16 protein-coding genes are annotated in these 26,442 nt (G+C 44.5%); 5 read left to right on the forward strand and 11 right to left on the reverse strand.

The annotated features are described in order from the left end of the window. Positions 1-2 precede the first annotated feature (2 nt). Both ABDD94_RS07880 and ABDD94_RS07885 read right to left on the reverse strand, forming a co-directional pair. Positions 3-1,352 (reverse strand): TolC family protein, encoded by a 1,350-nt coding sequence (locus ABDD94_RS07880; RefSeq protein ID WP_345955390.1) that lies wholly within the window; start codon positions 1,350-1,352, stop codon positions 3-5. Positions 1,353-1,426: 74 nt separating this feature from the next. Continuing rightward, the gene (locus ABDD94_RS07885) at positions 1,427-1,888 is read right to left on the reverse strand and encodes a MarR family transcriptional regulator (protein ID WP_345955391.1); all 462 of its coding nucleotides are present in this window, start codon (positions 1,886-1,888) and stop codon (positions 1,427-1,429) included. Positions 1,889-2,017: 129 nt separating this feature from the next. Here ABDD94_RS07885 and ABDD94_RS07890 point away from each other — a divergent pair, with 129 nt between their 5' ends. Further along, positions 2,018-3,661, forward strand: a complete 1,644-nt coding sequence (locus ABDD94_RS07890) for a M28 family peptidase (RefSeq protein ID WP_345955392.1) — start codon at positions 2,018-2,020, stop codon at positions 3,659-3,661. 191 nt (positions 3,662-3,852) lie between these two features. Here ABDD94_RS07890 and ABDD94_RS07895 read toward each other — a convergent pair whose 3' ends face one another. Beyond that, complete coding sequence (locus ABDD94_RS07895; protein WP_345955393.1) at positions 3,853-4,872, reverse strand: type IX secretion system membrane protein PorP/SprF; 1,020 nt, start codon at positions 4,870-4,872, stop codon at positions 3,853-3,855. Next, the gene (locus tag ABDD94_RS07900; protein WP_345955394.1) at positions 4,872-8,492 is read right to left on the reverse strand and encodes a PKD domain-containing protein; all 3,621 of its coding nucleotides are present in this window, start codon (positions 8,490-8,492) and stop codon (positions 4,872-4,874) included. Before ABDD94_RS07900 ends, ABDD94_RS07895 begins: the two co-directional genes overlap by 1 nt. Before the next feature lie 424 nt (positions 8,493-8,916). On the opposite strand from ABDD94_RS07900, the gene ABDD94_RS07905 reads away from it, so the two are divergent. After that, positions 8,917-10,428 carry an MFS transporter gene (locus tag ABDD94_RS07905; RefSeq protein ID WP_345955395.1) on the forward strand — a complete coding sequence of 504 codons (1,512 nt, stop codon included), beginning with the start codon at positions 8,917-8,919 and terminating at the stop codon, positions 10,426-10,428. Between the two features lie 75 nt (positions 10,429-10,503). Here ABDD94_RS07905 and ABDD94_RS07910 read toward each other — a convergent pair whose 3' ends face one another. After that, positions 10,504-13,134 (reverse strand): glycoside hydrolase family 3 C-terminal domain-containing protein, encoded by a 2,631-nt coding sequence (locus ABDD94_RS07910; RefSeq protein WP_345955396.1) that lies wholly within the window; start codon positions 13,132-13,134, stop codon positions 10,504-10,506. Between the two features lie 202 nt (positions 13,135-13,336). On the opposite strand from ABDD94_RS07910, the gene ABDD94_RS07915 reads away from it, so the two are divergent. The 3 genes from ABDD94_RS07915 (at position 13,337) to ABDD94_RS07925 (ending at position 18,492) form a co-directional block, all read left to right on the forward strand. Continuing rightward, the gene (locus ABDD94_RS07915) at positions 13,337-15,154 is read left to right on the forward strand and encodes a PAS domain-containing sensor histidine kinase (protein ID WP_345955397.1); all 1,818 of its coding nucleotides are present in this window, start codon (positions 13,337-13,339) and stop codon (positions 15,152-15,154) included. 91 nt (positions 15,155-15,245) lie between these two features. Next, positions 15,246-17,666 (forward strand): TonB-dependent receptor, encoded by a 2,421-nt coding sequence (locus ABDD94_RS07920; RefSeq protein WP_345955398.1) that lies wholly within the window; start codon positions 15,246-15,248, stop codon positions 17,664-17,666. Positions 17,667-17,772: 106 nt separating this feature from the next. Then, positions 17,773-18,492 (forward strand): ThuA domain-containing protein, encoded by a 720-nt coding sequence (locus ABDD94_RS07925; protein WP_345955399.1) that lies wholly within the window; start codon positions 17,773-17,775, stop codon positions 18,490-18,492. 166 nt (positions 18,493-18,658) lie between these two features. On the opposite strand, the gene ABDD94_RS07930 is transcribed toward ABDD94_RS07925, so the two are convergent. The 6 genes from ABDD94_RS07930 to ABDD94_RS07955 form a co-directional block, all read right to left on the reverse strand. After that, a complete protein-coding gene (locus tag ABDD94_RS07930; RefSeq protein WP_345955400.1) occupies positions 18,659-20,629 on the reverse strand; it encodes a hypothetical protein in 1,971 nt (656 codons plus the stop codon). 476 nt (positions 20,630-21,105) lie between these two features. Further along, positions 21,106-21,459, reverse strand: a complete 354-nt coding sequence (locus ABDD94_RS07935; protein WP_345948173.1) for a hypothetical protein — start codon at positions 21,457-21,459, stop codon at positions 21,106-21,108. Between the two features lie 201 nt (positions 21,460-21,660). Beyond that, a complete protein-coding gene (locus ABDD94_RS07940; RefSeq protein ID WP_345955401.1) occupies positions 21,661-23,232 on the reverse strand; it encodes a sodium:solute symporter in 1,572 nt (523 codons plus the stop codon). Positions 23,233-23,260: 28 nt separating this feature from the next. Next, positions 23,261-24,424 carry a four-carbon acid sugar kinase family protein gene (locus tag ABDD94_RS07945; RefSeq protein WP_345955402.1) on the reverse strand — a complete coding sequence of 388 codons (1,164 nt, stop codon included), beginning with the start codon at positions 24,422-24,424 and terminating at the stop codon, positions 23,261-23,263. Further along, the gene (pdxA, locus tag ABDD94_RS07950; protein ID WP_345955403.1) at positions 24,421-25,464 is read right to left on the reverse strand and encodes a 4-hydroxythreonine-4-phosphate dehydrogenase PdxA; all 1,044 of its coding nucleotides are present in this window, start codon (positions 25,462-25,464) and stop codon (positions 24,421-24,423) included. The genes ABDD94_RS07945 and pdxA overlap by 4 nt, the downstream gene beginning before the upstream one ends. Then, positions 25,457-26,395: a dihydrodipicolinate synthase family protein gene (locus ABDD94_RS07955; RefSeq protein WP_345955404.1), complete on the reverse strand. Its 939-nt coding sequence runs from the start codon at positions 26,393-26,395 to the stop codon at positions 25,457-25,459. Before ABDD94_RS07955 ends, pdxA begins: the two co-directional genes overlap by 8 nt. Positions 26,396-26,442 lie beyond the last annotated feature (47 nt).

Here is a 26,442-nt window from a genome sequence, read left to right on the forward strand (position 1 = left end):
GTTTATTGAATTCTTCCGTATGCTTTGTCAAGTTCTACTTTGCTTACCAGGGCGTCATATAAACCCTGTATATATCTGTTGTCGGCATCCTCAAGTGCTGTTTGCGCCTGTGTAACCTCAATGCTTGAGCCTACGCCCTGCTGGTATTTAATTTTGGTAACACGTAGTACTTCGCGGGCCAGTTCCTGGTTACGGCGCTGGCTGTTTAAAGTTTGTAAACCGTTAAAGAATACAATACGAGCACGGCTGGCTTGCAGATTTAACGCGTCTTTTAAACGGTATAAATTGTTTTGAGATTGCTGCAGCGTTATTTCTGTTTGCCTTAATTGGTTAGTGCGCTGAAAGCCATTGAAAATAGGCACATTTAAACGTAAACCAACGTACATGGCCGGAAAATTATTGCTGTACAGGCTGCCAAACGAATTGTTTTGGTAGGATGAAGTGAAGTTGCCAAATGCAGATAGCGAAGGCAAAAATGCCGCTTTACGGCGCTTTACATCATAGCCGTTTAGTTTAACCTGTGTTTCGAACAGGTTGTATTCTACGCGATTTTTGTAAAATGTAGTGTCGGTATTAAGGCCAGCCAGATTTTCATCAATTTTTACATCTACTAATTTGTCTTTCAGTGTTAAATTATCATCTATCGGCATACCCATCTGAAACTTAAGCAACTGATAATTTAAGGCCAGCAAGCGAACAATGTTTTCGCGCTGGGTTTGTAGCGCGTTAAATTGATAAGCCAAGCGGTCAACATCAATTTTTTCCACAAATCCTTGTTTGTTTTGAGCTGTAGTTTGATCGAGCTGTTGTTTAAGTTGGGCAAGATTGGCATCCAATAGCTTAATTTGTTCGTCGCTTACTAAAACCTGATAGTAGGCCTTAGTAACGTTCACATTTGCATCTATTTTGCTGCGGGTGTAATTGCGTTGCGATAATTCTCTATAAGTATTACGTGCCTGTAAGCCAACCACGTAACTGCCATCAAAAATAAGCTGATTTATATCTGCATACAGGCTCGACTGGTATTTAACGCCAAATTTTACAGGTATAAATGTGCCTGGTGCTCCTACAAAGTCTCCGGGAATCAACGTGGTAGGAATTTTTAAATAGTCCTGAAACTGGGCGCCACCATTAAGTTGTGGTAAACCGCCGCCAATTATTTCTTTTATCCGGTAATCGGTGCTTTTAATGTCCAGGCGTGCGTTAATAACAGTGTCCTGATGCTCATAAGCATAGTTAATACAATCCTGTAAGGTAAAGTTAAAGGTTTGGCCTGTAGGTGGTGCTAGCTGAGCCATGCTCCTGGCCAGGAACACGCTAAGCAATGCGGCTAGAAAGAACTTTTTTTTCATGTGCTGTAAAATTGTGATGCTTTTATGTGATAGGGTTTAGGTAATAGGGTGCTGCTATGTTGATATATCAACTACTAATTAAAAACTCTAGTTTCTATGTTATTAATATGGTCTGCGCATTTATCAAGCAATTCAGTTAAAATCAACTTCTCGGCTATTGATAGGTTCGAAAACATTTTGCCGTCCATTTTTCCCATATCGCCTGCAATTTTTTTAGCCAGTTGTAAACCCTTTGGGGTTAAATTGATAAACTTTTTACGTTTATCGTGCGCATCAGGTTCTGCTAAAACATAACCTGCCGTTTCCAAAAAGCTTACAGTTCTAAGAATTGACGACTTGTCGCGAACTAATTCATGCGCAATTTCCTGTTGCGATTGGGGGCCATTATAATATATCACCATCAGTACCGGTATTTGTTCAACCTGTAAGTTCATCCCTTCGTTAGAGAAAGATTTATTGGCCTTGTTACAAATAATCTTATGTATGTTGAATATTTTAAAGAGAAGAAGATCTTTATTGATGTTGCATTTTTCCACACCGCAAAACTAAATAAAATAGTTGATGTGTCAACTATTTTATTTAGCCGAAGTAAAAATTTTATTGCCTGTAAAGCTCCAGAAGGGATTGTTGTTCTAAAAGGCTACTTTTAAGGTTTTGATATCTATATGAATTTAAGTAAATACATACTCGGCTTGAGTCTTGCCAGTGCAACTGTACTCAACTGCGCCTATGCACAAAAAGCTAAGTTAGATGCTACAGTAGCGCAAGCCATGCAACAAGCAAACGCAAGCCAGCTTAAAGCTGATATAACCTATTTGGCCGATGATAAACTAAAAGGGCGGCAGCCGGGTACTGAAGGGTATAAGATGGCTGCCGACTATGTGGTAGAACGCTTGAAAGCTTACGGCGTACAGCCTGCCGGCGACAATGGCAGCTGGCTGCAGCAGGTAATTTTGCGCAAAACGTTAATTGTTGCGGGAGCGCAGGTTGGGCTGGCAAAAGGAACTGCCCAAATGGCCCTTACTTACGGTAAGGATATAATAGTCTCACCTAGCCCGGCTGAAAAAAGTGGAACGGTGAATGCCCTGCTTGTATTTGCCGGTTATGGCATTACCAACGCCGGTCAGCAGTACGATGATTATGCCGGCATTAATGTTAAGGGCAAGGCCGTGCTTATTATTCGTGGTGCGCCAGAAGCTTTTCCGTCATCAGAAGCATCACACAGTATGGACCAGGTTACTATACAAAAGAATGCTGCTGCGCATGGTGCCATCGCTGTAATTTTTGCCACAGCAGATACCAGCCGGCGCATGATCTCTAACATTAACCGCCCAACCTACAGCGTGTTGGATGATAAAGGCAAAGTGGCCGTATCAGGAAGCTTTTATTCTACTCAGATTAAGATGGTGGCCACATTGAGTTTAGGTACTTCCAAACAATTACTGGAAGCAGCCGGCAAAAATATGGCTGATGTTGTTGCTGGTTTGAAGAATGGTAAACCGCAGTCGGCCGATTTAGGCTTTACGATACAAGGCGCATACCAAAGCACCTGGCAGGATGTAAACAGCTTTAACGTGGTGGGCAAAGTAACCGGCACCGATGCCAGGCTGAAAAATGAGTACGTAGTACATAGTGCTCACCTTGACCATTTGGGTATTGGCCGCCCGGTTGAGGGCGACTCCTTGTACAACGGTGCTCATGATAATGCCTCGGGCGTATCCAGCTTACTGCAGATTGCTAATATCTATTCGCACGTTAAGGTTAAGCCTGAGCGGTCGGTATTATTTGTACTGGTTACCGGCGAAGAACTGGGCGAATTAGGATCGGGTTACTTTGCTTTGCATCCAACAGTGCCTGTTAAAAGTATTGTGGCTGATGTAAATACCGACATGCCAACTATCATAGCGCCGTTGCTTTCAGTTACGGCGTTAGGGGCGGAGCATTCTTCACTATCTAAGGTAGTTGATGAGGCGGCAGCCTATCTGGATCTTACTGTGGAGCCTGATCCTGAACCTAAAGAAAATCGTTTTGTGCGTAGCGACCAATATAGCTTTGTAAAGCAAGGCATACCGGCTTTGCACATTAAGTATGGCAGCCGTACGCCCGACGGTAAAAATAACCTGAACGAGCTGGTAGGCAAATGGCGGGCAAAATATTACCACAAACCGCAAGACGATATAAATGGCATGTTCGATTTTGATGCCGGTGCCAAGTATGCACGCCTCAATTTTTTAATAGGTTACCTGGTAGCCAACAACGCTGTACGCCCGGTATGGAATAAGGGTGATATTTTTGAAGTGAAAAGGTAGCATCCTCAATACCATCTGGTATCAGCAGCCAAAAGCATTAACATTAATAGTCTCCTGTCATCTCTCGGGTGCTAACAGGGATTTTTTCAGATCAATTAACTAATCAACCTGAAAGATCTCTCACTGTAGCGCGAGATGACGGGTCATATAAAAAACTTGGTGAATCAGTCTTTCGTTCCTGACTCTTTCGCCTACCAGGTGCGTCTCGGGCTGCTTACCTTGTAGCGGTTGTTGAGCAGTAGCGCCACCACAATTTCATGCGTGCCGTTACTTACGGTGCGCAGATTTGAGTTGGTGAAATCGTACGAGTAACCTAAATTAATTACCGTACTGATGTTAATACCCGCCATGGCGGCGTATGAATCATTATGACGGTATGAGCCGCCCACCCAAAGTTTGTTACTGAAGGCCAGTTTTAGATTCAAATCATAACTGGCGGGCGCCGGATCAACCAGTTTAAGCAATGCAGAAGGTAACAGCGTAATATCTTCATCCAAAAATATCTTAAACCCGCCTGTTATAAAATAATGCGGTACCGTTTTACTTTGGTTATAAACCGACTTGTTACCAAAAGTAAGGGTTTGTTTAATAAGCTGCTGTACAGAAGCGCCCACGTAATAGTTGGATGAGTATGCCCATACACCTACACCCAAATCAGGTTTGAACTGGCTAGTATTGCCGTTGGCTATGGCAGGATCGTTAGCATTTTCGAGCACTATCTGGCTTACATCTAAGCTGATCCGGTTAATACCAGCCATAACACCTACTGACATGTTAAGTTGACTGGTTAAGCCTAAATGGAAAGCGTAAGTACCACTTATGGTAGTTTGTGTGATGGGGCCGGTCCTGTCAGATATGATCATGCCGCCTATGCCGTGGTGCGGCTCGGCCGAAAGATATTCTCGGGTATATTGGCGGCTTAGCGGGTTAAGGCTGTTATCAGCCATGCTGGTTGGATCGCCATCTATAAAATTCCGGCCCAGCGGCGCGTTAACCGAAATATAGCTCGTAGTAGGAGCGCCCTCAAGACCGGTCCACTGGCTGCGGTAGCCTGCTTTAAAATCGGTGTAGTTCTCAATGCCTGCTACAGCCGGATTAAGCAAATAGGTGTTAAAAATGTATTGTGTATACTGCGGCTTTTGCTGAGCCGAAAGTTTGAAGCAACATGCCAGTAGTATTACAATACCAGTAAAGATTTTTCTTGTTGCCATTACCGTATAATAGTCACAGGACCTGATAGCACAGGCTTGCCATTTTTTAAATTGATGATATAATAGTAAGTGGCTGCAGGTAAATCCGAACCATTGTAGCGTCCATCCCACGGCACCGGGTAGCCTATAGAGTTAAATACTTTCGAGCCGTTCCGGTTAAATACCTCCACGGTAGCTTTTGGATAAGCTTCCATATTTGGAATTTTCCAAAAGTCGTTGTTTCCGTCGCCATTGGGTGTGAAGGTGTTAAAAATAACAGGCGATGCAATAACATTAATATTAAAATAAGCATAAGCAACGCAGCCATTGCCCGATGTAACAGTAAGCAGGTATTTGGTATCGGCTGCCGGACTGGCAATCGGGCTCATAACATTATTTTGATTTAATCCCAATCTGGGTGTCCATACATAGGTAAGCGGCGACCGGTTGAGTGACACCACCAGCGGATCTATAGCAACCTGCTCGCCTAAGTTAACGGTTATATCGCGTTTGCCGGTAATAACTGGCGTAGGGTAAACTACAATACTGAATTTTTCCTGATAGGTACATGATGTACCATCGGTAGTAAAAGTGTAAGTTATTTCGTGGGTGCCTGGTCCGGCTGCTTTAGGGTTAAACTCACCGGCAGGCGATACACCCGGGCCTGTAAATACGCCTGTGCCGGTGTATATGGTTTTGTTCTCGCCAAACTGCGTTGGCAAACTTTCCTGGCATATATCGGCCGCATGGGTAAGGGTAATAAGAGGATTGGCATTTACCGTTACTGTGTTGGTATAAACATCCCTGCAATCGTCACCGCCCGAATAAACTTCTACATAAATGCGATAGGTTTTAGTTGCAGGCGTATTAAACATGGGGTACTGATGCAGAAACTTTTTATCGGCAGGTATAGGCAAATGGTCTTTGTCATATATCTCCATGTTAGTTCTGTCGCCGTCGTAATCGTAATAGACTATGTATTTGGTGATATTGCCAACATCGGCCACATATGATTCACTTTCAATAACCAGATTATCGGTGCTGCAAATCTGCGCAGGGAATTTAATAACAGCCTTGGGCTGTGAACCGTTCACCACAAAATCTTGTGTAAGTTCGGTTACGCAGCCGTATAGGGAGGTCACTTTTAATTTAACCTTATACGGATTGTCAATGCCCCGTACCTGCGTGTAACGGTGGCTTACCTGCTTGCCAGACACAACATTGGGATTTGCCGCTGTGGCATTCGGATCGCCAAAATCCCACTGGTAAGTAAAACCGGCCTCTGTACCGTCTGATATGGTACTGGTGCTGGTAAAGGTAGCTGCATTTTGTATACAGGCATCGGGCAGGTTAAAGCTAACTAAGGGTAGCGCGTGCACGCTCACCACCTTGGTTAACGTATTTGTACAGCCTTTGTCTGTAGTAATTTGCAGGCTTATGTTGTAGTCGCGTAGGTCGGTAAATGTATGTGTAAAGGGTGCCGCCGTTGTTTTTATTTCGGTTGTACCATCGTCAAAAGTCCACTTCCATTCGGTAATGTTGCCTTCATTAGCGGCGGAAAGGTCCGTAAAGGTTACTTCCTTGCCCTGGCAGTCGGGCGAGGTAAATTGGAATGCCACGGTTGGGTTTTTATTGACATGCACAACTTTGGTTATAGTTGGCGATTCGCACCCATTCTCGTTAACAACAGTAAGTTTTACAGTATAATCACCACCGCGGGTATAGGTATGTTGAGGACTTGGTAAAATAGATGTGTTTGGATTACCAGTGGTAGCAAAGCCGTCGCCAAAATCCCATTGCCAGCTTGTGATAATGCTTCCTGCGGCGTCAGACTCATCGGTAAACTGTAGCGTGCTGCCTGCGCAGTTATTTACAGGCGGTGTAAAGTTGGCCACCGGGTAGTTGGCAATGTTGAAATTAAAGTCGACAATTTTTTCGGAACCGCAATCGGTACTGGTAACTAACGGGAGCGTTACAGTTGCCGACGCGGTGAAGTTTCCGGTAGGGTAAGTAACGGTGCGAACAAAGCGATAGGTGTACAAAACGGTGCCATCAGGCAGTGCCTCATTCTTAAAAAAGGCAGGATTGTTTTGTGTAACCGGTGCCGAACCATCAGCCGGGTTCCAAAGTATCTTTGTGGGTTGGTAGGGTACGGTGAGTTGTAAATAATAAGGCACGCCTGTACAACCCAGCAGTTGCGAGCTGCTGCTTGCCAAGCCATTCAGCGTAATAAATTCGTTTAAGTTTAACAAATTGGTGCCCGCTGCATAACCGTATGATTCGGCCTGACCAAAACCGTAAGCAATGGCGTTAAAACTTTCGGCAGCATTAATGGTGTGCTGGCCACTTGATACACCTATTTGTGCATAGGAGTAAACAGAGTTAGGTATATCTGTAAAATCACTTCCGCGCGAAACTCCATCAAGTGTGAAAGATGATTTAGCAGCGGTTGGAATAATGATATTAATATAGTTGGCTGTAATAGCAAATGCGCTGGGAGAATATAACGTTATTCTTCTTAATCCCTGTTCTACAGGCGGTAAGTAGATCATTTCGGGGTCGCCTGCTGCTTCTATAACGGCTATTGGCGCTCCGGCTGCATTTATACCATTATTTTGTGTTACCGCATACTGCACCACTTGTATTGGCTTGTCGGATTTGATAACCTTTACAGCGTTGACATTGTCTTGGTTTAAATTATTAAACTGGTAATAAGCGATGGAGCCAGCCGTGCTGGTAGGTGTAACCGGCGAGCCATTAATGGTAACGTTTGCCGTAGGATCACTGTAAATCACCCTGACGATATCATAAGCACGACCCTTTAATGGTGCCGCAATAAAGTTTTTGCCCCAAACAGCAGTTGGGTAAACCTGCTGGAACAGGTTGTCTGAAGATCCGTTAGTAGACTCGCCGATCCTGATTTTGCTGCTGCCGGAGAAAACCGCTATCTTTTTACAGTCGCCGGTTGCGCTAGCTACAGATAATATGCGTGTTCCGGTTAAGTCATTAGGCGACGTGCCCTGATATACATCGCCTTTATTTAAGAGGATTTCATACAACTGCCCGGCCTGATACTTAGTAACATTGGTATTACCAGTCCTTTCTACAATATTAGCAGAAGGAATTATCTGCACACGTGTACCGTCCTCCGTTGCTATGATTGCAAACGTTGAAAAGGCCGGTTCTTGGTTAGACCGCTGTGTAAAGTTAATTGAATAGTAATCCTTGTTTAAGGAATTTACGGGCAACAGCAATGTTGCGCCCGATACATTGCGATCGTAAATATGCGCATATACCGCAACAGGCAGGGTAGAGGTTATATGTATTCCCTTTTTATTGCCCGGGCCACCACTGTATTCTGTATTGCCAAGGTAAGCTAATGAGGGGATATCAACGGTTTTAACTGTGTTAGCAGCAATGGATTCGGCTAAAACTACGGTACCATCGGCCAGTTCTACTTTAAAGTCGGTAGCAGCATCGGCGCTTATGTAAAGGCTCATGCGGCTTGCTGTGCCGTTGATATGCGCCATGTAGGCTGTCCAAAACTCGGTGCCCTTGTTGCTTTGACCAAGCACATATAAGTTAGCACACAAAAGGCTTGCAAAAAATACAAATACACAAATAAGCCTGGGTATGCTCACAACAGTATAAATTGATTATTAGGTGGCTTTATTTTTTGTGAAATATCGATTTTAAAAATACATAAATAATTGAATGTAAAAATACATGGGCAGATAAATACCTCATTTATACTGTTAAATACACTAACATTTTTTATTATTAATGTCTATTACCCGGCAAAAGGTGGTTATTAAATTCTACTCTCCCCGGTAAGCAATTCCCCAAGCGCGTAAATTATAAACCTGTATTTCGCTAAAAGTAAATTTAGTTGTGAAGCAAATAGCTGTATCTCAATCGTAATTAATCTCGTAGAAAGCGTTTTAAACTATGTGGCAAAAATTTTGTCATGATTACCATGCAGATTTTTTAAATTTGCGGCCCTAATTTATTTAAAAACTAAAGATTAAACTCAAGTAAGCGCTTTGAGTATATGGCGCTTTTTTTATGAACTTACGTCCTTCTGAATTTTTAGCCGATAGCCAGGTAAAAAAAGGCTTAAACATGGTAATGGCCGATGGTATGACCTCTGAGGCCATGGTAGTATTTACCAGTGGTACCTTTTTAACGGCTATGGCTGTTAATATGGGTGCTACCAACTTTCAACTGGGCTTGTTTGCGGCCCTTCCAACTTTTACAACCGTATTTCAGCTGTTCTCTATTTGGATGGTGCGGCGCTTCAATAACCGGCGTGTTATTACGGCGTTGTTTAACTTTTTAGCACGGTTGCCCATACTGGCTATTGGTATTATTCCTTTTGTGTTTAGTAGGGGTACCAGTATACAAGTATTGTTGCTGATGCTGTTTTTTCAGCACGTGTTTGGCGATATAGCTGGCGCCAGCTGGAATTCTTGGATCAAGGACCTGGTTCCGGGCCAGCAGTTGGGCGCTTTTTTTTCGCGCCGCAGCCGTATGGCACAAGTGCTTAACGTTACGCTGAGCCTTACCACAGCTATAGGTATAGATTATATTAAGGTGCATTATCCGCAACAGGAAATACTAACTTATCATATCCTTTTTCTGTTAGGTGGCGCATTGGGTTTGGCCAGTGTGGCATTCCTGTTGCGAACGCCCGAGCCACAGGCACAAGTGATGGATGACCGCCTGCTGAAACTTTTTGGCAAGCCACTTAAGAACAAGAACTTCAAAAACCTGCTCATTTTTAATTCGTTCTGGGCATTTGCGTTAAACCTGGCTACGCCGTTCTTTTCGGTATTTATGCTCAAAACTATAGGTTTGCCTTTGTCGTACATCATTGGGCTGGGTATATTAGGGCAAATAAGCGGCATACTTTCTTTAAAGATATGGGGCAATTATTCGGATTGGTTCAGCAATAAAACCATCATCAGCATTTGTGCGCCTTTATACATCACCTGCATACTGGCATTTGCTTTTGTAGGTATGCCCGAGTCAAAACTGGTATCTGTTTTAATGCTGATTGCCATTCATGTGTTTAGCGGTGTGGCCACAGCCGGTATTAATTTGGCGTTAAGCAACATTGGTTTTAAGCTAGCGCCCAAGCATGAGTCTATTGTTTACATCTCCACCAAGAACATGTTTGTGGCTTTCTTCTCTACCATTGCGCCCATGCTGGGCGGTTTAATGGCCGATTTTTTTGCTACGCACCCTTTCACCTGGAACATGCAGTTTAGTACGGCGGCACAAACACAAAATATAACCGTGTTAAATTTGCAAGGCTGGAACTACTTTTTTATCATCGGGGGCCTGCTGGCTTTGAGCTCATTGCGCTTTTTAAGCAAAATTAAAGAGGAAGGAGAGGTTGATAAAGATGTTGTGGTAACACACATGCAGGTACGTTTCCGTAGCAGAGTACGTTACAACCTGGGCCGTGAAGTAACCAATAGTATCTATCATCCATCTGCTACCATGAAACGTAAAGTGGTAAAGATGATGAAATACCGTAAGCAGCGCCGCGAGTTTTTACGCAATACGGCATAAGGCTTTTAAATACTTAGTAAAAAAGGCGACCTGAATAAACACCAGGTCGCCTTTTTATTCACACTTAAAATGAGATTATCCGCGAATTTGGATAATGCGTTCTACGGTTTTATAGTTTAACCGGGTTTGTGCGCTGGGCTGCGCGCCGCCCACGCTTACCGATAATTTGCCGGGCTGCTGTACGGCATGGCCTATATCATCTATCACGGCCAGTTCTTTCGGCGTAAGGGTAAAGGTGACTGCCTTGCTCTCGCCGGCCTTCAAGTAAATGCGTTTAAAGCCTTTTAAAGCCCGCACCGGCGTTTTGTAAGATAAGCCTCGGTGCGAAATGTAGAGTTGTACCACCTCCTCGCCACCCATTTTGCCGGTATTGGTTACCTTAACACTTACCGGTATGTTTTTATTGGTGCGGTTGAGTAAAGGCACAGTTAGGTTACCATACTTAAATGTGGTGTAGCTTAAGCCATAGCCAAACCCATACAAAGGCTGACCGCCAAAATATCTGTACGTGCGGTTATCCATAGCGTAGCTGTTGAATGATGGCAGGTCTTTATCGCTTTTATAAAAAGTAACCGGTAAACGGCCTGCGGGATTGTAATCGCCAAACAGCACGTCGGCAATAGCGGTACCGGCCGATTGACCACCGTACCAGGCATTCATTATAGCCGGTATATGTTCGGCTTCCCATGGGATGGCAATGGCGCTGCCGGTCATCATAACAAATACAACCGGTTTGCCGGTGGTTTGCAGTGCTTTTAGTAAATCGGTTTGTACCTTGGGCAAATCAATGCTGGTACGGTCGCCGCCATTAAAACCAGGTTGATTAACCCGCATTTCTTCCCCTTCTAATTGTGGAGATATGCCGCCTACATAAACAATAGCGTCGGCATCCTTAACGCTTTGTACAATAGCGTTAAGGTCAGATTTAACAGCCACGCCTGATTTGAAGTTAAATGTAGCACGCCCCTCAGTTTGGCGGTACTCCATCACAATATGATAATTTTTGCCTTTACTGGCCTTTAACGCATAAGTTTTGGGGCCAAAACCGTCAGGTTCGCCGCTTAGGGTACGTTCTTCGCCATCAATAATTAGCTTGTAAGGCTTGTTGCCTGTTAGTTCAAAGGTAATCTCATCGTTACTATTGGCGGTAAAATCGGTGGTCCAGCGCGCCGAAAAGTTTTTTTGACTAACCGAGCCAACTACAAAAGTGCCGTCTCGCCAAATATAATTCAAGGCAGTTTCTTGGCGGGTTACTACCGGAGCACCGCTTAATGTATTGTTTTGCCAATACTCGGCCTTAAACCCTTTTTGCCCGCCAATATTACCTAATGTGCCTAAATCAACATTACGGGTATAACTTAAACTGGTATAGCTAATAGCCTGATCATAATAAACATCGGCACTGCTGCCTAACTTAGCTTTAATAGCCTGGTAAGGTGTACTGATTGCCGATGGCATACCATTGTAATTGCCCAGCACGCTAATAGGGTTATCCGCATTGGGGCCAATTACCGCAACCTTTTTTAGCCTTTTGCTCAGCGGCAAGGTATTATTTTGATTTTTTAGCAGTACGATACTTTGGCGGGCCATTTTTAAAGCATGGGCTTTGTGCTCGGGCGTTTCCAGCATTTCTGCGCCTATTTTGCCGTACTTATCTTGGCCCGGAGGGTCGAACATACCTAAGCGAAAACGAATGGTAAATAACCTTTTTAAAGAAACATCAATTTGCTGCTCGGTTATCTTGCCATGCTCAACTGCTTTAACCAGCGATAGGTAAGTAACGTTACCGCATTCCACGTCGGTGCCATGTAACACAGCATCAGCCGCCGCAGCCTCGGCGTCGGCGTGTGTTTTATGCTTTTGGTAAAAATCGTCAATTGCGCCACAATCTGAAGTTAGGTAACCGTTAAAGTTCCATTGCTTGCGCAAAATATCATTTAATAGAAGTCCACTGCCACAGCAAGGCTCGCCCCTGAAGGCATTATAGGCGCACATTACGCCTGCCACCTTACTTTCTACAATAAGGTCATGAAAGGCAGGCAGGTAGGTGTCCCATAGATCATAATTGCTTACATCGGTATTAAACTCGTGCCTTACGGGCTCAGGCCCGCTGTGTACGGCGTAGTGCTTAGCGCAGGCGGCTGCTTTTAGGTATACCGGGTCATTGCCCTGTAAGCCGGTTACAAATGACTTGCCTAGGTTGGCAGTAAGGTACGGGTCTTCGCCATAAGTTTCCTGTCCGCGGCCCCAGCGTGGATCTCTGAAAATGTTGATATTGGGTGTCCAGTAGGTGAGGCCCAGGTATATGCCCCGGCGGTTAGCTTTTACGCTTTCGTTATATACGGCTCGGCCTTCGTCTGCCGTGTACTCGGCCATCTGGTGCATGGCGTTTACATCAAAAGTTGCCGCCATGCCTATGGCTTGCGGGTAAACAGTAACTTTAAAAGGCGTACGTGCTATTCCATGCAAGCTCTCGTTCCACCAGTTATAAGCGGGTATGCCCAGGCGTTCAACCGCAGGTGCGGCATTCAGCATCTGGCCAACCTTTTCAGCCAGGGTAAGCCGCGCAACCAGGTCGTTAACCCGCTGATCAATAGTTAAAGCCCGATCCTGAAACGGAAATTGAAATGTTGTTGATACAGGTTTGTAGGAGGATACACCCGTAATAAGAACAGTACACAAAAGCAGGTACAGAAGTTTTCTCATAAATGGTTAGTTAATGGATTGCCATACTTAACTGAAGGTTGGTATGCGCTGATGGTAAAAGTATGCAATCGATTGTTATTTGCGTATAATCATTACAAATTATTTTTCTTTTTCGTGGTAATTAAGCGGAATGCTATTTTGCATTTAAGAACTAACCAATAAAGCCTTACAGCAGCAGGCCTTTGTATACATTTTAAGTAATATGATAGAACGAGCCGGGTTTGATGTGCTTTTTTACGCCAATCCGCAACCCATGTGGATTTTTGATGTGAACACGCTACGCATACTGGAAGTTAATGCAGCAGCCACTGCCCGCTATGGCTATACTCATGAAGAATTCTTGACGAAAACACTACGCGATCTGCGACCGGTAGAAGATATACCTCTTTTGGAGGAGTTATTACCAGCCATTAGAGAAAAAGAGACGCATTACCGTGAATTCAGGCATGTTGCTAAAAATGGTACACTGTTAAATGTGGAGGTGATTTCTTATCCTATTACTTATGAAGGTGTAAAAGCCAGGATTGTATATGGCCGTAGTATAGACGCGCGTAAAGAACTGGTTGGCAGGCTCGAACTTACCCAACGCCGCCTACTGCAAATTCTCGAAACCACGATTATCGGTTTTATGCAGATTGATTTTGGCTGGCGCATTGCGTATTGGAACAAAGCCGCTGAGGAGTTGATAGGCTACAACCGCCAAATTGTGTTGAATAGGAGTATTTGGGAGGTATTGCCCGAAATATTACACTCCGACTTTTATCACAGTTTTGAAAGCGCCATGACGGACCGGATAAGCGTTGATTTTACGGACTACTTTTGGCCAACTCAAAAATGGTTCAATTGCACTGCCTACCCGGCCGAAACCGGTATCATTGTTCATTTCAGAGATATAACGCATAAGCGGCTCAGCCAGGAAAGCCTGCTTGAAAAAATAGACCAGTTAAAAGAAATTTCTTATTTAAACTCTCACGCCCTGCGCAAGCCAGTTGCCAGTTTACTGGGCTTAACAGAGCTTGTTAAAGAGGACTTGATTAAGCCAGGGGAATTTAAGGACATAGCAGCACTCATAAACGATTGCAGCATTGAGTTGGATAATGTGGTAAATGATGTAAATAACTGGATAAATGACGAAGATTATTTGCAGCCGTTTGATACCGTAATTGAGGCTTTTGATTTCAGGGCTTTTTTACAATATGTAGTTGATAAACTGCAACCCATTTACAGGCGACATGAGCTCATTATTATAAGCGATATACAGCTAAGTTTTTACGGCAATAAGCAAATTATAGAGCAAGCCCTGCGTTACCTGATTGATAATGCGGTAAAGTTTTCGCCCGTGGCTAACCGGGTAATTGTAAAGGCTGAGTTGGTGATGCAAAACATCGTACTATCGGTAGAAGATTTTGGCGTTGGTATGGACGTGGATCAACTGCATAAATTATTTCATCGCATCAATCAAAAAAAGCATGTAAACCTGAGCTCGGGCCTGCCTAAGATTAATGAGGTTTGCCGCCGCCATAACGGTAATATGTGGATTGAAAGTGTACCGGGAGATGGCTCCACCTTTTATATGCGGTTCCCATTATCCAATGTTGGTGCTTACAAGTCCACAGGTGTAATAAACTTTGGTGTTTATAGGCAGTCGTATACCGACATCAGTTACAACGAAGAATATCATTACTTGTATGTAGATTGGATAGGTTTTCACAATCTTCATTCCGTAAAAGATGGTTGCTTAAAAATGCTTGCGTACATTAGGAAATATGACTGCGACCGCATTATTAATGACAATTCGCAGGTAATAGGCGGCTGGATGGATGCCTGCGATTGGATCATCAAAAACTTTTTTCCACCGGCCGAGCAGGCAGGACTTAAACATTTGGCCTGGGTGCTGTCTCCCAGCTTGTTTAGTAAACTGTCAGCCCAACACACTGTTGAACATAAGGAAACCAGTGTTGTGATACAAAGATTTGAGGATAATCAGGCTGCCCAGGACTGGCTGGCAAGCATCAGGTAAAACTTGCTTATTTAAACTAATTCTAAATAGTTCTTGCGGAAAAGGATTTCTTGTCTAATTTTGCAGCCATATAGAATTAGTCTAAATAAGTATGCAAAAACTTTACACCCTCACAATTGCGTTTTTACTCACTTTAATTTGCACAGGCAGCGTTTTTGCCCAAACCCAAACCGGCAAAATAACAGGCAAAGTTACCACCAGCGATGGCAACGCTGCCACTTACGTAAGCGTAGGACTTAAGGGTATAAGCAAAGGCGCCATAAGCGACGAAAATGGTAACTACACCCTCAACCACGTTAAGCCAGGCACTTACACTTTAAAAGTAACTTTTGTAGGCTTGGCCACTCAAGAGAAAAGCGTAACCGTAACCGCCGGTCAAACAACCCAGGCAAACTTCGCGCTTTCTGAAAATTCTTCTCAGTTAACTGAAGTAGTTGTAGCGGGCGCTAACGGCCAAAACCGGGCTGTAACCGTTGGCAAATCAGGCCTGCGGTCTTTGGATATACCCCAAAGCGTTCAGATTATCGATAGTGCTATTATTACTGACCAGCAAATCAATCGCCTTACTGATGTGATAAGAAACGTAAACGGTATTGCCTTAGGCGAAAATCGTGGCTCTACAAACGAAACTTTTAACGCCCGGGGATATAACTTAGGGGCTAACAATGTGTTTAAGAACGGTGCCCGTACTTCACTGGGCGGCTCACTTGAAGCCAGTACGTTAGAATCTGTAGAGGTTTTAAAAGGTAGTGCGGCCCTGCTATACGGTAGCGTTACCGGCGGAGCAGTAGTTAACCTGGTAACCAAAAAGCCCAAATTTAACTGGGGAGGCGAAGCCAGCATGCGCTCGGGCAGCTATGGTTTTTACAAGCCTATCTTAGATGTATACGGCCCTATTAATAAAAGCATTGCTTTTCGTTTCATCACCACTAAGGAAAATGCCAACAGCTTTCGCGACGGTGTAAGTACCGACCGTTTTTACATAAATCCATCCCTATTATTCAATGTAGGTAAAAAGACGGAACTGCTTTTACAAGGCGATTACCTGAAAAGCAATTACACCCCTGATTTTGGTATTGGTACGGTTGCCGGTCAAATCCCCAATATCGGCCGAAGTGCTTTCATTAACACAACCTGGGCATACAATCATACCAAAACCGGTACAACTCAAGCTAATTTAACCCACCGTTTCAACGATGTGTGGAAGATTAATGTTATTGGTGCCTACCAGTCTTACTTCCGCAATTACTTTGGCGCCGAGCGGCCGCAGGCTGCAACAGCAAATGGCGTGTCGCCGCGTGCGTTAACTCGTTCTCAGTCGCAAGAATATACTTATAACCAACAGATTAACTTAACCGGTAGTGCAAAAACCGGATCTATTAAGCATAACTTGTTATTTGGTGCGGATGCCGATCAATCCCGAACCACATCGTATGGTTTTAAATATGGCGACGCAGTTAATTCGCCTACAGCGTTTAGTTATGCCAACTTCAATATCCTAAATCCGGCCACTTATCAAACCACGCTCGACAAGCCTTATACCCGTATTTACCAAAATACAGTTACACCGGTGTATAGAATGGGGGCCTTTGTACAAGACTTAATTGGATTGACTGATAAATTTAAGTTATTAGCTGGTATTAGGTATACCTGGCAAAAACAGCCAAGGGCCAATACATATAATGAGGATACGCAGGCTACCACACTGGCTAATAACGGCATTGGCAAAGCAAAAGTTGATAAAGCATTTTCGCCTAAAGTGGGCTTAATTTACCAGCCATTAACCACTACATCTGTTTATGCAAGTTACGCAAACAACTTTACATCCAACTCTGGCGTAGATGTTTCTGGAGCACCGCTTGGCCCATCCATTCTCGATCAATATGAGGTTGGTGTTAAAAACGACCTGTTAAACGGCCGGCTTTCGGTAAACGTTACTGCATACCGCATCATCAACAACCGCTTTGCTCAAACAGCGCAGTTCCAGGCAGATGGTATCACACCAAATTCAGATACCAACGTTAAGGAATTTAGCGGCAAAACATCCAGTGATGGCGTGGAGCTCGATATCACAGGTAAATTATCAAGCAATGTTTATTTCCTGGCAGGTTATGCCTATAATTTTATTCGTTACACCTCAACACTGCCAAACGGCATTACCGAAGGCGAACGTATTGTAGGCAGCGTACCACATACCGCTAACGGAACAGTATTTTACACCTTCAAAAACGGCAATATTAAAGGGTTAAAGTTAGGGCTTTCGGGCTACTATACCGGCGCACGTAACAGCGGCTTTAACACGCTTAAAACAGGTGCTTCACGCGGGGTGCCTGTGCATTTAAACGGTTATACCACGTTTGATGTCTCGGCCGGGTATACTATTAAAAAGGTGTCATTACTGGCTAAAGTATCTAACCTGACTAACGAGCTGAATTACCTGGTACACGAAAATTACAGTGTGAATCCTATACCGCCACGCATGCTTTCAGCTACTGCGTCCTATCGCTTCTAAACCAAACCTTATATTTTCACAGAACCGGATGTCTTAACATCCGGTTTTTTGCATTTTATAAGCCGCGCATTATTTATAGTTTTGCTTACAACCAAAAAACTTAATTATGTCATCTATCCTAAAAACACTCGCGCTGCTGCTATTTGTATTTTGCAGTGGTAGTTTATGGGCTAAGCCCAAAGTATTAATCTTTTGTAAAACGGCAGGCTTTCATCATAAATCTATTGGACCGGGTATAACGGCGCTGCAGTTACTGGGTAAGCAAAATAAATTTAATGTAGATACCACCACAGATGCTACCAGGTTTAGCTACAACAACCTTAAAAAATACGATGCCGTTATATTTTTGAATACAACGGGCGATGTGTTGAACGATGCGCAGCAATTAGAGTTTCAAAAGTACATACGCTCGGGCAAGGGATTTGTTGGCATACATGCCGCTACCGATACCGAATACGAGTGGCCCTGGTATGGGCAGCTTTCGGGCGCTTATTTTAGCAGTCATCCTAAGGTGCAACAGGCCGTTTTACAAGTAGTAGAGCCGGCTAACGACTTCACCAAACATTTGCCCGCCAAGTGGACCAAAACAGATGAGTGGTACAATTTCAAGTGGATTTCAGACAAACTGCATGTGGTGCTAACGCTGGATGAAAGCAGTTACACCGGCGGTAAAAATGGCGTTGGTCACCCTATGAGTTGGTATCAGGAATTTGAGGGCGGCAGGGTATTTACTACAGCCTTGGGGCATACTGACGAATCGTATACCGATCCCCTTTTTTTACAGCACGTGCTGGCGGGAATTAGATATGCGATAGGTAAAAAGTGAATTGCAAAGCCTTCCACAAAGTACCGGCCCCTTAAATAAGGGCATAGTTAAATACATGATTTCGGGCGTATGTGAGAAACCTTTTGAAAATGACAAGCCAGGCAGTTACAAAGATTTTTATTGTTGCAAATCATAGCAATGGTTAAATCTTATCAATAGGGAGGGCTTACTCACTGGTTACTGTCACAAAGCTTCTGGCTGGTAGCTTAACCTGCAGCTGGCCATTGCTCACCTTTTTACTGCCTAAGGCCTTAAGGGCATCTTTCTCATTGGTTACGTAAATCTGCACTTTGTTTAATTTGGCAGGTAAGCCGGTTACAGTAGCCATGCGTTCGGCACCGTTATTCACCACATGAATGGAGTAAATGCCTTTGCTGTTATCGCCCAAAGCGGCGCAAGATACATCAGCATAGCTGCTTTTTATAGGCAGTGCAAAAAGGTCCTTAGGTGTATTAGCCAACTGTCTGAGGTTCCAGAAACGTTGGGTTTCGCGTAAGGGGCCATTATCGCCAAAAATGCCGCCGCCTGCAAGTGGAGCGTAGTCGGCGGTTAACTGCCATTGTAAAATAGACGCTGGCTGGCAAATGGCTAATAAGCGCGTGTAAAGGTTAATTTCTTCAAGGGCGTAAGCAGGTTCCAGAAAAATGCCCGGATATTGCCAGGCGGCTGCATCAATACTGCCTTCACCAACTAAAAGTGGCACATTTAGCCGGGTAGCCGCATCCGCCCATTTTTGCAGTGTTGCGGTTTCCCAACCACGCCAGGAGTGAAATGATATAGCGCCGATGTATGGGCGGGCAGCCGCATCGGCCATAGCTGTGTTAATGAACGACCAGCTGTTAGCATCGGAGTTATCGCCTAGCAAAAGCTTGGTCTTTAAACCTTTGGTAGCCATATACGAGCCAAAGCCTTTAATAAAGTCGGCATGCTCCTGTGCAGTCATGCGGATATTGATACCCAGATCAGATTCATTAAAAGAGAAATAAGCTGCTTCAACACCGTAATTATCTTTCAAGTAACTGATGTAACGCGCTAGTGAGCGGTAAATGTCGGTCATCAAATCCTTGTTCAGCGGATTACCCCATACATTGTTTACCGGGTTCAAGTTCGGTTTGCCTACAATGGCCCAGTCTGGCGCCGACCATGCCGAAAGGATGACCGGGATACCTTTTTTGTGCAAGCGTTGCGCCATCTCCATTGCCTGTGTAACCTGGCTGGGCAGCTGATTTGCGCGGGCGGGGTCTGCCGGGTTTATATCTTTTTCGGGTTGCCAATAGCGCCAGGGCATTTCTACCCGGCTCCAGGCCAGCCGCAAATTGTCCAGGCTATAGGAAATCACTTGCGGATCGGTTGTTGGGTTTTGCAATCTGAAATTGCCGCCAAGACCCTCAAATTTACGACCCTGCACTGCAGCATTTAAGGCAAGTGTGACCGGTGTTTTATCAATAGGGCCTTTGGCTTCCAACTGGTAAGATTTTTGGACCACCTCACCCTTTTTTAACTGATTTGCACGTAGGGTAAAGTACACCAGAATGGCGCTGCTCTGCTCATCCCTGCGTATAAAAACGGAATCGGCTTCTGATGCCTTAACGTTTAATTCTATACCCGCCGATTTGTAGAAGAAGCCGTTGGATTTAACACCGGATAAACCTTTAATAGCTGCACTGCTGAGTGCTGCTATATTAACCGGCTTATCGGCATCGTTCAACTTTAAAGTACTTTGATTAATGGGGGCAACAGGCAGCCTGACTATAAAAAAAGCACCGATAAGGCTGGTATCGGCATGTGCGGTAAGTTGTACGCCAACTTGTGCTTTTGTACTTCCTAAATCTGTTACTGTTTCCTCAAAATACAGGCTATCTAAATTGGTAGTTACAATTTGCTGATTACTGCTACGCTTGTATATGGGACGTTGCCTTTCGCGGGCAGTGGTAAGAATTTGTGCACCATCGCTTTTAATAAATTGTAAGCTGGTTTCAAAGCCCAGTAAATGGCCTTGCTTACGTATGCCGGTAAGATTACCCCAGGGTGTAACCTCAACCTGGCTGTAAGCTTGTTCATGAAACATCATAGCGGCAATCATTAAAAGGAAAAAGTATCTCATACCGGCACCAAAAATAAAAACTTTCGTCTTCATTATACGTGCGGTATTACTTATAGTTTAATGCCGCTGTATGCGCCCAGTTAATACGATAGTTTGGCCCGAACTGGTAAACTCAGTCGTAAACCTAAAAGTGAGATATCCTTCATTAATAGAATCTTTTGCTAAGTCTTTGGCAATGGCAGTTTTATCGGTGCTCTAAAATGTAATGATACCCCGCATAACAGGGGCGTTATTGATAGGGTGGAAGATGGATATTTTGCCGTCTCGTTCTATTTAGAACAGATTCACAAGGTCATCGATCTGCTTTTTTCCTTCCGCTTTACCAGGGTTCACTTTTGAGGTGGCTCTTAGCATCACTGGCGAGTGTGTCTTCGGGCCGATACAGCTTGCGTTACACTATCCAATGTAACTTTTGTGCCGATGGCGAGACTGCATTAAGATTTATGCATCAGCAAGTAAGGAAATCTATTTATTATCATAATTAGTTTTGGCAAACTAAGATGATGAAGTTACTGCTTAAGTGATAATATCTGTGCACCCACATTGTTGTAAAAATTGTTGTTGTACATAACAGTGCTTACCGGGTATCGTGGGCACGGGTCTTCAACTTTTGCCAAGGTGTAAATGAGCGGTACGGCAGCATTATTGCCTACCTGAATATACATGGTGTCTTTAAGACCTGCTATATTTGCCTGTACGCTAAAATAGTTTCCAGACGTTCCGTCGCTCTTTACTTGTACGGGCCTTTCTAGCTTTTTGTAAGTTACTTTAAGCTGACCGATAGCATAGGCGGGTTGGTTTGCAAAAAAAAGGTCGGCATTGGTGCTCTTATCAACTATCCTGAAATTAAGATACTCAGGCATCAGTCGATCTGTGCATGCTGTCACAAGTTTATCCCCGTCGTCCCGCTTACAAGAGCTTATGCTTATTAACAAAAGTAAACATGCTACAATAACGTTTCCCAAAGCTTTCATACTATATCCGTATTAGTCAGTAACCCATACGGTATAATAGCATTTTGCGATACACCTGTTTAAGAATATTAACGAAAAATAGTAGCTTGGCTATACCTGTTCTGCCTCGAGTTTTTCTTGCCTGCTGTTTTCTCGCCAGCCGCTATAAAGCAGGTTTTTATCCAGTACCGGTTTTGGGAAAAACAGACTGGCAACATAACCCACTACAATTACTACCAGGTGACTATATACGCCCAGCATCAGTTTATGGTGGGTGAAATTGTATTTGCCTAAATCGAGCAGTAAGGTTTTACTCTCTCCTGTGCCAACAGGGGTAGAGGTTAAAAATGCATAAGCCGTAAAAATAACGCATACTATAATGGCAATATTAATGCCCTGGCGGTTAGCACGGGCGCTGAAAAGGCCCAGTAAAAATATGCCTACAATACCGCCCGAGAAGATAGCATACAGCGTAAATACCACACCGAGTACACCCTCGTTACCAATGCTGGTATAGAGCATGCCAATACCCATAGACAACAAGCCCGATACCACTACCATGATGCGGCCGCCTTTCAGGTATTGTTTGTCGGGGCGGTTGGGGCTTATTTTTTTATAGTAATCCTCCACACCTACGGCCGCTAACGAATTTAAATCGGCACTGAGGCTACATATAGCTGCCGAGATCATGGCTGATAAAATGAAGCCGACTACGCCGGTAGGCAGCTGTGTGATGATAAAGTAAGGAAAAACGCCGTTAGGGTTAACCGAACCTGGCAGGGGGTGCTGCTTGTAGTAAACAAACAAGCAAGTGCCGATGAACATAAATAAGGTCCATACCGGAACGGTGAGTGATATGCCCAGCAGCGAAGCCCGGATGGCTGCTTTATCGGTTTTGGCGGTCAGGTAACGCTGAACCACGGTTTGGTCTGTGCCGTACTTTTGAATGGCATAGAACATACCGTTTATGGCCATCACAATAAAGGTAAGTTTAGTAAAGTTAAGATCGTATGGACCAAAACCCGTACGTCCGCCAGCCGAAGCCACATTCCAGATCTCTGCCGGACCACCTTTTATAGAAAACAACAAAACAACCAAACACACTATACCACTGGCAAACAGCATAAAGCCCTGAAAAACGTCCAGCCATATAACGGCTTCGATGCCGCCCATCAGGTTTACGGCAATGATGATAAGGCCGGTTACAATAATGATGGCGAAGGTGTTGCCGCCCGTCATATTACTTAAAGCCACGGCCAGCAAAAAGAAAACCGTGCCCATGCCCGAAAACTGCCTCAAAACGAACGCAATGGAGCTGTAGTAACGAGCCACGGTACCAAAGCGCTTTTCAAAGTATTCATAAGTGCTTAGGCCAATTACCTTTCTGTAAAGCGGAACAATGAACCAGATAGCGCCCAGCAACACAATAGGTACCATTAAACCCTGCACCAGCAGTATCCAGTTGTTAGAATAGCCTTCGCCGGGGTAGCCTAAGAAAGTAACACTGCTTATTAGCGTAGCCAGCAATGACATGCCAATGGCCCAGGCCGGAACCCTGCCTTTAGCTGCAAAGTAAGATTGCGTACTGTTTTGATTGCGTGCGTACCTTAAACCAAAGTACAGCGTAATCAATAAAACAGCTATAATGATAGTGTAATCAATTACACCTAAAACTGGCTTCATTTTTAATAGTTGGTAATCGGTTTACAATTTAAAATGCCCATGCCTCGCTGCTCCAGCTGTAACTGCCAGGCTTTAAGGTAATGTGCAAATCAGGATAAGCACTGCTGGCCACTGCGTTTCTGATCACACCAGCCGATAATTCCTGAACCGGAAAAATAGAATTAATATCTAACTCTTCCAAAATGGCTGCAGCGGTTGAGCCACCTTCAATAATCAGTTCCAGTACAGTGGTGTTCTCAAAAATGCATTTTACAGCCAAAGCCATTTGCTTTCGTAAATGGCGGGCATCGTACATAGTGGCCGCTTGTTCATCCTGTGGTATAGCCATAACGGCTTTACCCTGCTCTTTAAGCCGGGTAATTATCTCATCGGTCCAATAATTCACGGCAGCAGGTTCTGGGTTTGTCGATTGCATAATGCCGGCTGGCATATAACTTACCGGGCCGCCGCTTTTATGCAAATTGTTAACCAGCGCTGCACTTTGCTTAAACGTACTACCGCTTACATATAATACAGGTTGCTGCAAATGTTTTTCAGTTGTGTGTGCTGCTTCGGCTTTTTGCTGCAATGCATCCAAACAGGCTGTAAAAAAACCGGATGCACCGACAGCAAGCGTATCGGTTTGCAACTGGAGTGCCCATTCATGCAAATCTTCATCCGTATGGGTTTCGCCAACAATAATTCCGGTTTGCGGCAGTGGAGCAGTATGCGGCTGAACCGTTACAGCGTTTTGTGCATTTGCAAAACGGGTTTGTACATGCGATTCGGTCACCGGAAATTCGGGATCATGCCGAAAGCTGGTTTCATGCACCGGTATATCATGGATTAGATAATGCCCATTTATCAGCGTACGCCCCAAAGCAGGGTTTGCCGAAACAATAAGCGCCCGACTAATATCCATTGCCTCACATTGTGCGTTTATCTCCGGTATTACGTGCCCCCTCATTACCGAGTCGATCTTTTTAAACAGCAATTGCGGATTACAAGCTTTTAATTGCCTGCTCAACTCGCTGGTTATGGCTATAGCATCAGCCTCGCTTTTAGAGCGTGCATCAGTATTCACAACCAGCATATCCTTATCCGTAGCGGCAACAATGCCAGTGGTAATTTCAACGCTCAAGTTGTATTTCAGCCCTATGCCACCAATTTCAGCCGCGCCGGTCAGGTCATCCGCAATAACGGCTATCATCATACCGTAACCATACTTTTATGATGCGCGAGCTGTACGGCCGATTCTATGGCCAGTATCATGGCATCGGCACTGGCAATGCCTTTACCTGCAATCTCGAACGCGGTACCATGATCAACCGATGTACGGATGATGGGCAGGCCCATGGTGATGTTTACACCTTTAACGCTGTCCATTTGTTTCTTTTCCGGATTCCATTTAAAGCCCGAAAGCTTAAAGGGAATATGGCCCTGATCGTGGTACATAGCTACTACACCACCATAATACCCGGTTGCTGCCTTGGAGAACATCGTATCGGCCGGCACGGGGCCTTCTACATCATATCCTAACCGGAGTGCTTCCTGTACAGCAGGTAGTATTTCTTCATCATCCTCTGTACCAAACAGGCCCGAATCGCCGGCGTGTGGGTTCAATCCGGCAATACCAATTTTAAGGTTTTTTTCACCTAAGCTAATCAGGCCGTTATGCAACAGCTCCACCACTTCAACTATACGATCTTTTTTTACCAAATCACAAGCCTGGCGAAGCGAAACGTGGGTAGATACGTGAATTACCTTCATGTGGTCTTCTACCAACAGCATGGCATATTTCTTAGTGCCGGTAAAATCGGCGTAGATTTCGGTATGACCGGCGTAATGATGGCCAGCCTCATTCATCGATTTCTTGTTGAGCGGACCGGTTACCGTAGCATCAATATCACCATTCATGGCCAGTTCAATTACTTTGGCAACCGAACGGAAAGCGGCATCACCAGCCATGGCCGATACTACGCCAAACTCCAGTTTATCTAGATCCACATTGCGCAGATCGTACACATCGGGGCGGCCAAATTCAAACTTAGCTTCGGCTATATTTTTGATAGCGTTGATGGATACACCTAAGCCCAGCTTGTTAATAATGTGGTTAAAGGTGGCAGCATCGCCAACCAGTACGGGACGGCATATTTCGTATATTTTTTCCTCGGTTAAGGCTTTAATGGCAATCTCTGGACCAATGCTGGCCGGATCGCCCATGGTAATTCCTATAATGGGTTTGTTAGACATGGGTAGGCAGTTTTAATAAAGCTTGTTCTTGACGTAATAAATCATAATAAGCATTCAGCATACTTACTTCATCATGCTTATGCAAAGGGCTAAGCGGGGGCATCATGTGCGCCTGGCAAAGGCCGGCATCCTGCATTAATACCTTTAACGCGCGCAACGACTCGCCTAGTGTACGGCCCGATTGATACAGATTACCCAACGTGTCAGAAAGATGTTGGTAATAATAAGCTTTATCTGTATCGCCGGCGTTTACGGCCTTTGTCATTTCACAATAAATTTCGGGAGCAAGGTTACCTGTGCTGGGTATTAAGCCGTCGCCACCGTTAAACAGCGCATAGGCCGATTTTCCTGCCCAGCCCAAAAAGTGACTGAAATCAGCCCTGTCAGACCATAACTGCAAAGACCGGTCAAGCCGTGATTCGCTGCGTTCGGAGTCTTTGGTGCCTACAATAAACGGGTGGTAACTTAACTCCTCGATCAACTCCAGCGGGATGGACATGTGCGTGGTTGCCGGGATGTTGTAAACGATGAGCGGTCCCTGTATCTTATCGGCCAGTTGCAGAAAGTAGTCTCTCATCTGCTCCTCAGACAGGTGATAGTACGTAGGAAGCGTAGCCGCAACAGCATCGGCACCGGCATCAAAGCTGCGTTTGGCCAGGTCAACCGTCTCTTCCAAACAGTTGGAGGAGATGCCGATGTATAATAAAGTGTCCGGCGTTTTTAAACCCGATACTTTTTGGATATAAGCTTCCTTTAAGCTAAACGGGAGTGATGCCGATTCGCCCGTTGTGCCTAAAATAAAAGGCATGGCGTCGTTTTTTGCTAAATTAGAAACAATCTTTTCAACTGCTTCATCATCCAGCTGGTACCGGTCGGTTAACGGTGTGATAACCGGAACAATGGTGCCTTTGTACTTTTTATCTATTTTCATTCAATTTTATGCGCTGGTTAAAAACGGTTAACCCTTCAATCTCACTC

It is taken from the genome of Mucilaginibacter sp. PAMB04168, assembly GCF_039634365.2.
GTDB lineage: Bacteria > Bacteroidota > Bacteroidia > Sphingobacteriales > Sphingobacteriaceae > Mucilaginibacter.